Source organism: Bradyrhizobium sp. CCBAU 45384 (assembly GCF_028128665.1).
Taxonomy (GTDB): domain Bacteria; phylum Pseudomonadota; class Alphaproteobacteria; order Rhizobiales; family Xanthobacteraceae; genus Bradyrhizobium; species Bradyrhizobium manausense.
In genome coordinates this window covers 1-584 of the sequence record NZ_LBIZ01000030.1, presented here as the reverse complement: position 1 = coordinate 584, position 584 = coordinate 1, and the positions used below count along the sequence as shown (strand labels likewise).

Sequence of the window (584 nt, the reverse complement as noted above, 5' to 3'; positions counted from 1 at the left end):
GGCGCGGTTGGGCCAGTTGGTGCTTCCGGCGTCGGCGGACACGCTGTCGTTCGTGCCGGTGGTATCGGAATCGGCGTTGCCGGCGACCGCAGAACCCTCCGGGTCGCCGGAAGCCGCCGTTGTGACGGTCGAGTTCCAAGGGGCGCGCGTAGAGGTGCGCGGGGCGCCTGGCCTTGCTGTGCTGAGTGATGTTTTTCTAGCGCTCCGACGGACACGTTCATGCTGACAATGCCCGCGAGCCTCATGATTTACGTGGCGACGCAACCTGTGGACTTCAGAAAAGGTGCGGAGGGCTTGGCGCTGTTGGCGAAGGAGACGCTGGGCCATGACCCGATGAAGGGCGTGGCGGTGGTGTTCCGTGCGAAGCGCGCCGATCGGGTGAAGATTGTGGTCTGGGATGGCAGCGGCCTTGTGATGTATTGGAAGCGGCTCGATGGCAGCGGCTTCAAATGGCCTCCCATCGTGGCCGGCGTGATGCGGATGAACGCCGCGCAGTTGTCGGCGCTTCTGGCCGGCATGGATTGGACACGCATGCACGCGCCTCGAATCCCGCAGCCGAAAGCGCTTGCGTAAAAATACAAATC

At 63.7% G+C, this 584-nt stretch carries 2 protein-coding genes; both read left to right on the top strand.

The features are described 5' to 3' along the window. The coding region (locus XH80_RS02865) for a hypothetical protein (RefSeq protein WP_271597245.1) at window positions 1–226 on the top strand (226 nt) is incomplete at its 5' end. 2 nt (window positions 227–228) lie between these two features. Continuing rightward, window positions 229–573, top strand: a complete 345-nt coding sequence (tnpB, locus tag XH80_RS02860; protein WP_271597244.1) for an IS66 family insertion sequence element accessory protein TnpB — start codon at window positions 229–231, stop codon at window positions 571–573. Window positions 574–584: the final 11 nt, after the last annotated feature.

Excerpts from the sequence above, each read along its gene's own strand:
- tnpB (WP_271597244.1), top strand. The coding sequence starts at position 229 with ATGCCCGCGAGCCTCATGATTTACGTGGCGACGCAACCTGTGGACTTC.